The sequence below is a fragment of the Vibrio sp. 1727 genome, assembly GCF_033344415.1.
Classification (GTDB): Bacteria; Pseudomonadota; Gammaproteobacteria; order Enterobacterales; family Vibrionaceae; genus Vibrio; species Vibrio alginolyticus.
Window position 1 is genome coordinate 44,751 of sequence record NZ_JAWPOT010000026.1, and the last position, 6,955, is coordinate 51,705.

A 6,955-nucleotide genomic window follows, 5' to 3' on the forward strand; every position below is an offset into this window, starting at 1 on the left:
GCAACTTTAAAATAAACCAGCCAATCGGTTGAGGTCGGATTGAATAGCGCCGGCTGTCACTTCTCTGCCTGCGCCTGGTCCTCGAATGACCAGAGGGTTATCTTTGTACCACTTGCTCTCTATGGCAAAAATGTTATCGCATGGCAATAAGTTGGCGAGCGCGTGCTCACGAGATAACGCTTCGACTCCCACCGTTGCTTTACCATTTTTTTCTAAACGCGCCACATAGCGAAGCACTTGATCGTTTCTCTGTGCTTTTGTCAGACGCTCTTGAAGTATTTCACTCAACAATGCTCCATTATCGAAGAAATCATCTAAGCTCAGTTCTCTTAATTCTTCTGGCACCAAAGACTCAACTTTAACGCTGTCTGGTTCTATATCTAGGCCCGATTCTCGAGCCAAGATGACTAACTTACGCATTACATCGGAGCCATCTAAATCAGAACGAGGGTCAGGTTCGGTTAACCCTTGCTGCCAAGCAAGATCGACTAAATCATTAAATGGCACAGAACCATCAAACTGTTGGAACAGCCATGATAACGTCCCCGAGAAAATCCCCGATAGAGCGACGATTTCATCCCCACTTTCACGAAGATCTCGCACGGTATGGTTTATCGGTAACCCAGCACCAACCGTTGCGTTGTATAGCCAATGACGACCAATTTTAGCGAATGCATCTTGAACCTGATGGTAGTACTGACTATCTGCGGAACCGGCCACTTTGTTAGCGGAAATCAAATGAATGCCTTGCTGTGCGATTTCTACGTAGCGCTGAGCTAACTCTTTACTCGCGGTAACATCAAGCACGACGGCTTCATCATAGCTTTTAAGTGCTCCCAAACGTGCCAGCCAATCCCCATTGTTTGCTATGCTTTCATCATCAAATCGTTCAGCAACACTCGCCGCCTCAATACCTTGCTCATCGAACCAATAGGTTTGGCTATCCACAACCGCGACAAGATCAAAGCTCATACCATGACGTTTTTCGAGCTCACTTTTTTGCGTCGCAAATAAATTTAACCAACTAGAACCAATATTACCCTTGCCACATAAAGCCACTGCCACGCGTTTTTGCGCTTGGAACAACTGGCTATGAATCGTTTGAACCAACGCCTCGGTATCAGTACGGCGCAAAACAGCGACTAGGCTCAGTCCTGAGTCTGTTTCAGAGATAAATTCTACCGGAGAGTGCTTTAGCTTCTGATAAAAGCCAAAGCAATGATTGGCGTTTTTCGTAACGCCTGCACCTACCGCAGCTAAGAGCGAGTAACCTTCTTTTAGCTTAATTTCTGCCTCTACCGCAAGCTCTTGCAAGTGTTTCAATGCACCACCGACGATTTCTGCGGTGTAAGCCAAGCGTAGCGTGTGCTGATCGGATTGAGCTTCAAATGCCAGTGGCTCTAATTGCGCGCGCTGCAACGCTTGTAATACATCACTCTGTGTTTTTTCGAAGTCGTGCCCATGCATGAAAGACAACTGCACCAATAAAACATCATCCAGTGAAGTAATAATTTTAGCGCCACGACCAGATGCCAATACACGCTCAATACGAGTAGAACCCGACTCTGGCAGATAGCTACACTTGAGATTAAGGTCCATGGTACTTTGCGCCACAGGCTGAAGCGTACGACTGTGTAGCACTGGGGCAGCTAAGCGAGCAAGTTCACTGGCTTCATCCAATCGAAGTAACGGTAATAAACAAGCGTCAGACACCAAACGTGGATCGGCACTATAGACACCAGCAACATCACTCCAAATAGTGACAGTACTGACTTCAGCAAGCGCGCCTATGACCGTTGCAGAATAGTCAGAGCCGTTACGACCAAGTAGAATGGTTTCTCCTGCCTCGTTCTGAGCCATAAAGCCAGTAATTACCACACGTTTATGGTTATGCTGCGCGAGGATCTCTTTAATTAAAGGGTATGAACGAGCGCGATCAACCTCTGGTTGAGTTCCCGCTTCTGCACGTAAAAACGCTCGTGCATCTTGTGCAACCGCAGGGATAGAACGTTGAGATAATAACGCGGCCAATAGGCGAGCAGACCATACTTCTCCGTGCCCCAGTACCGCGGCTTTTTGCGCATTAGTGAGTGGTGCAGTCAGCTCCGAGAGAGTACTGAACTCATCATGTAATAAAGCTAACAGCTCTTCTTTTGCTTCACTCTCCAACAAGCTTTCTATTAGCTCAGTTTGAAACTGTCTTAAGCTTTGAAGCGCTTCATGCGCAATTCGGCCATCTTTATTTAACCCTTCCAAAAACTCAATCAAGCGGTTAGTGGTTTTTCCTGCAGCAGAGACGACCACCAGATCATTTTCTGTCGAATACTCCTTGAGAATACCCACAACGCGTAAGTAGCATTCTGGGTTTGCTAAGCTACTGCCACCAAACTTATGCAGCTGACGTTGTACAGTCATTGTTATCGTCTCCTATTACTGGGTAGCTTTAGCGAACGCTTGTTCTAAATCTGTGATGAGGTCTTGTGCATCTTCCAAACCGACAGACAAACGCAATAGTTGATGAGAGACCCCAGCCTCCGCCAGCGCCTCCTCACCCATTGCACGGTGCGTCATGGATGCTGGGTGGCAAATCAAACTTTCTACACCACCTAATGACTCTGCTAATGAAAACAGTTGGAGCTCTTTCACAAACACCTTTAACTGCTCAAACGAACCAGCAAACTCAAAACTCAACATAGAGCCAAAGCCCGTTTGCTGCTTTTTAGCAATGTCGTGACCTGGATGTTCCGGCAGGCTTGGATGATAGATAGTTTTAACTGACGCTTGTTTCTGTAGGTAAGCCAGTACCTGCTGTGAGCTCTCTTCATGTACTCTCATACGAGCAGCAAGCGTACGAATACCTCGCAGTGTCATGTAACTATCGAAAGGTGTGCCCGTTGCACCAATACAATTGCCCCACCATGCAAGCTCTTCTGCATGCGCCTCTGTGTTGGTGATGATTACTCCACCAATTACGTCCGAATGACCGTTGATGTACTTTGTTGTGGAGTGGATAACAAAATCCGCACCTAGCTCTAAAGGTTTTTGGTACACGGGTGTCAAAAAGGTATTGTCCACCGCAACTAACGCGCCGATTTGTTTCGCTTTTTCACAAGTAGCTGCAATATCCACTACGCGAACCAGAGGGTTTGACGGAGTTTCTAGCAAAATGAGTTTTGGTTTTTGTGCCAATGCAGCATCTAAAGCCTGTTCGTCTGATTGATCGACAAACTGAACCTTAAAATCGCCTTTGTTAGCTCGGGTATTAAAAAGACGATAGGTACCACCATAACAATCGTGAGGAGCAATAATGAGATCATCTGGGCCGAGAAAAGCGGAAACCCATAAATTTAATGCCGACGTACCGCAGTTAGTAACAACCGCTCCTTTTCCAGACTCAAGTTCAGATAGCGCACTTTCCAACAGTCCGCGGTTTGGATTACCAGATCGTGTGTAATCATACTTGGGCACTTCACCAAAAGCAGGAAAACCATAGTTAGTGGAAAGATAAATAGGTGGAACGACAGCATGATATTGGCTGTCTGATTCAATACCAGTGCGTACTGCAATGGTCGCAGGTTTGCGAGTGCTCATGGGTGTATCCTTTCACGGGTAATGACTTCTAAATAGGAATGCGCTATATCTAATGAGTAACATAAAGTGATCAACACGCTTCCTTTGCTGTTATGTTCACTTTACTCGTCAAAAAATGAGACGTCAACACTTCTAGACGTCTATATGTCTTTGCTTATGGCGGTAAATGCAGCTAAAATCAGCACCTAAATTATTTTTAACCGATTACATAAATGAAGGTGTGCAATGGCTGACTGGAATGGCGAATACATTAGCCCATATGCAGAGCACGGCAAAAAAAGCGAACAAGTAAAAAAAATTACCGTCTCTATCCCGCTAAAAGTTTTAAAGGTGCTAACTGATGAGCGTACTCGCCGTCAGATCAATAACTTACGCCATGCAACCAATAGCGAATTGCTATGCGAGGCATTTTTGCACGCGTACACAGGTCAGCCACTTCCGACAGATGAAGACCTTCGTAAAGACCGTCCTGATGATATTCCAACAGAAGTAAAAGCGCTGATGACGGAAATGGGCATCGAATTTGAGTCATTCGACGAAGAATAAAAAAGCCTGATAAGAGGTTTCAGGTAATGACTCTTGCCTCGAGCCAAATGAATGACATAAAAAATGGGACGCAATAGCGTCCCATTTTTGTGTATCACACCTGAAAGATATATTACTCTGCCATGTAGTTTTCAGGCATCTCGATACGAGCTACACCTGAATTAACCGCCGCCTGAGCAACCGCTTTTGCAACACGCGGTAGCAAACGTGAATCCATTGGTTTTGGAATAATATAGTCCGCACCAAACTCTAGCTTATCAACACCTGCAGCCTTCAATACGGCTTCAGGTACAGGCTCTTTTGCTAGCTCGCGAATCGCCTCAACGGCTGCAAGTTTCATTTCATCATTGATTTCACTTGCACGCACATCAAGAGCACCACGGAAAATGAATGGGAAACACAATACGTTGTTAACTTGGTTAGGATAATCACTACGGCCAGTACCCATGATCAAGTCATCACGAACTGCGTGAGCAAGTTCCGGCTTGATTTCAGGATCCGGGTTAGAACATGCGAACACGATTGGCTTATCAGCCATCAACTTCAACGCTTCCGCTGGCAACAGGTTTGGACCAGATACACCTAGGAACAGATCTGCACCTTCAATTACGTCTTCTAGTGTGCGCTTATCTGTATTGTTCGCAAATAACTGCTTATATTCATTAAGGTCATCACGACGAGTGTGAATCACACCTTTGCGATCTAGCATGTAGATTTTTTCGCGCATTGCACCGCATTTGATCAGAAGCTCCATACACGCTACAGCGGCAGCGCCAGCGCCAAGACAAACAATTGTTGAATCTTCAAGTTTCTTACCTTGAAGTTCGATTGCATTCAGCATACCCGCTGCCGTTACAATAGCAGTACCATGTTGATCATCGTGGAATACTGGTACATCACAACGCTCAATCAAACGTTTTTCAATCTCAAAACAGTCTGGTGCTTTAATATCTTCAAGGTTGATACCGCCAAAAGTGTCTGCAATGCTCGCAACAGTATCCACAAATTCATCGATCGTGCGGTGCTTAACTTCAATATCAATAGAGTCAAGACCAGCAAAACGCTTAAACAGTAACGCTTTACCTTCCATCACAGGCTTAGATGCAAGTGGACCTAGGTTACCTAGACCTAGAATAGCGGTACCGTTAGAAATAACAGCAACCATGTTCCCTTTTGCAGTGTACTTGTACACGTTATCCGGGTTTTGTGCGATTTCACGCACTGGCTCTGCAACACCAGGGCTGTATGCAAGGGCAAGATCACCCGCCGTTTCCGCAGGCTTTGTCAGTTCGACAGCAATCTTTCCTGGAGTTGGATAAGCATGGTAATCCAATGCTTTTTGGCGATGTTCTTCTTCTGGAGTGGCTGCTTGGTGGTTGTCTTCAGACATGGACGTTTCTCTTTTTTATTTTTAGGTAAGGGGGCATAAATTCTATCGGATAGAAATCAAACTTCATAGGCAAGATTGCGAGCAATATCCTTAAAAAGCCGATAATAAAAGAGATTAGACCAGATAACGGGGTTAAGCACCCGATTTTCGAGTCAGGTGCTCTTTCTTCTTACTATTATTGGAGTATGCAAACTCAGAAAGTATCGTTACTCTTCGTCCACGTATTGCGCTTGGAGATAATTCTCAATACCAGACATTTCAATCAAGCCAAGTTGCGTCTCTAGCCAATCAACATGTTCTTCTTCATCTTCAAGAATATCTTGGAAGAGATCTCGAGACACATAATCTCGAATGTCTTCAGCGTAGGCAATCGCATCTTTTAAATCTGGAATAGCCGCCATTTCAAGCTTTAAGTCACACTCGAGCATTTCCTTGGTATCTTCACCAATCATCAACTTACCTAAATCTTGTAGGTTCGGTAAGCCTTCAAGGAACAAAATACGCTCAATTAGATGATCGGCATGCTTCATCTCATCGATAGATTCGTGATATTCCTTGTCTGCTAGGTGCTTTAAGCCCCAGTCTTTATACATTCGGGCATGAAGAAAATACTGATTAATAGCGACGAGCTCGTTACCGAGCACTTTATTGAGATGTTGAATGATGATTGGATCGCCTTTCATGACAAAACCCTCCTCTTTGGCTTCATTTAAATGTAGAAGCAAATGAGAAGGTGTCAAAATGTAAGGCAAATAATTACTGCATACTTACAGCAATTAGCTGGCTTGTTTAAATTCCGTGTAACTAGTTTCCGCTAAAATTTCCTTGGCCTGTCTGATGCACTTACCACATTGGCTGCCCAATGCCGTGCACTTTTTGATTCCTTTAATATCTGTTACGCCTTCATCTATCGCCAACTTCCTGATTTTTTTGTCGGAGACACCATGGCAAAGACAAACGTACATACTCAAAAAACCTATAAAACTAATCTGTGACAAACAATATAAACAAGAATAGTTCTTGTTACCAGTCGCATTATGGTGTCCGCTCAGAATATTTGGTTATAACGATTTTACCGCTGCAGGAAAAGATCAAAGGGTTAAGAGGGGTGAGTAAAAGCGTTAAGAAATAAAGTCGGTAAAACTCTGTTTTTAAATCGAAAAAGTGACGTCTTTTATTTCAACACTTATAACTAAATGTAATCTAGAAATGAAAAAGGGAAGCCTAAGCTTCCCTTTTCGATGCGCTTTCTTCAAAAAGAAGAACAGTGCAAGATTTCGTTTAATTCGTTATGAATTAGTCGAAGATCTTAGCAACAACACCAGCACCTACTGTACGGCCACCTTCACGGATCGCGAAACGTAGACCTTCGTCCATTGCGATTGGTGCGATTAGCTCTACAGTCATCTGTACGTTGTCGCCTGGCAT

General features: G+C 44.4%; 6 protein-coding genes and 1 pseudogene. 1 reads left to right on the plus strand and 6 read right to left on the minus strand.

Features of this window, described 5'->3' with window-relative positions:
- Positions 1–6: 6 nt before the first annotated feature.
- Positions 7–2,415 carry a bifunctional aspartate kinase/homoserine dehydrogenase II gene (locus R8O10_RS20475; protein ID WP_318191690.1) on the minus strand — a complete coding sequence of 803 codons (2,409 nt, stop codon included), beginning with the start codon at positions 2,413–2,415 and terminating at the stop codon, positions 7–9.
- Between the two features lie 15 nt (positions 2,416–2,430).
- Entirely contained in the window at positions 2,431–3,591 is a 1,161-nt protein-coding gene (locus R8O10_RS20480; RefSeq protein ID WP_318191691.1) for an O-succinylhomoserine (thiol)-lyase, read from the minus strand.
- Between the two features lie 225 nt (positions 3,592–3,816).
- Between R8O10_RS20480 and metJ the strand changes: the two genes are divergently transcribed.
- Positions 3,817–4,137, plus strand: a complete 321-nt coding sequence (metJ, locus tag R8O10_RS20485; RefSeq protein ID WP_005381353.1) for a met regulon transcriptional regulator MetJ — start codon at positions 3,817–3,819, stop codon at positions 4,135–4,137.
- Positions 4,138–4,249: 112 nt separating this feature from the next.
- On the opposite strand, the gene R8O10_RS20490 is transcribed toward metJ, so the two are convergent.
- From R8O10_RS20490 to tuf, 4 genes and pseudogenes are all read right to left on the minus strand, one after another.
- Complete coding sequence (locus tag R8O10_RS20490; RefSeq protein ID WP_005381358.1) at positions 4,250–5,527, minus strand: malic enzyme-like NAD(P)-binding protein; 1,278 nt, start codon at positions 5,525–5,527, stop codon at positions 4,250–4,252.
- Positions 5,528–5,733: 206 nt separating this feature from the next.
- Complete coding sequence (gene bfr, locus R8O10_RS20495) at positions 5,734–6,210, minus strand: bacterioferritin (RefSeq protein ID WP_005381359.1); 477 nt, start codon at positions 6,208–6,210, stop codon at positions 5,734–5,736.
- A 93-nt stretch (positions 6,211–6,303) separates the two neighbouring features.
- Positions 6,304–6,492 carry a (2Fe-2S)-binding protein gene (locus R8O10_RS20500; RefSeq protein ID WP_005381360.1) on the minus strand — a complete coding sequence of 63 codons (189 nt, stop codon included), beginning with the start codon at positions 6,490–6,492 and terminating at the stop codon, positions 6,304–6,306.
- Positions 6,493–6,823: 331 nt separating this feature from the next.
- Positions 6,824–6,955: pseudogene (gene tuf, locus R8O10_RS20505) on the minus strand (elongation factor Tu); the annotation flags it as partial.